This window comes from Bacillus sp. SIMBA_154, from assembly GCF_046536015.1.
Taxonomy (GTDB): Bacteria; Bacillota; Bacilli; order Bacillales; family Bacillaceae; genus Bacillus; species Bacillus pumilus_P.
This window is the reverse complement of the sequence record NZ_JAWJBV010000221.1, coordinates 1-275: the sequence shown is the minus strand read 5'-3', so window position 1 is coordinate 275 and position 275 is coordinate 1. Positions and strand designations below refer to the sequence as shown.

At 62.9% G+C, this 275-nt stretch carries 1 protein-coding gene; it reads right to left on the bottom strand.

All coding sequences use genetic code 11. The features are described 5' to 3' along the window. Positions 1–275 (bottom strand): 2-dehydro-3-deoxygalactonokinase (locus tag R0K30_RS21805; protein WP_410612911.1); only part of this gene is annotated, 275 nt, incomplete at both ends.

The following is a 275-nucleotide window of genomic DNA, read 5'->3' as shown; positions in this document are numbered from 1 at the left end:
GCGTGAGTAGCGTTGGGTGAGGCTTGTCGATCCGCAGATGATGACCGGTGCGGAAGATTCGGTGTTCAGTGTCAGCTGGCTGGCCACCTCGGCCCCGATGAGCATTCCTGACAGGTAGTCGTTGACCTCATCGCCGAGCAGGCGACCGTCGAGGGCCCAGGTGCGGGCGGAGAAGAGCGACGAGGTGAGGACAGCGGGGTCATCGGCTCCGATGCTTACTCCCCAGTTGAAGGCTTCGAGGTGGAAGTCTTCGGTGGGTTCGGCCAATCGGGCGA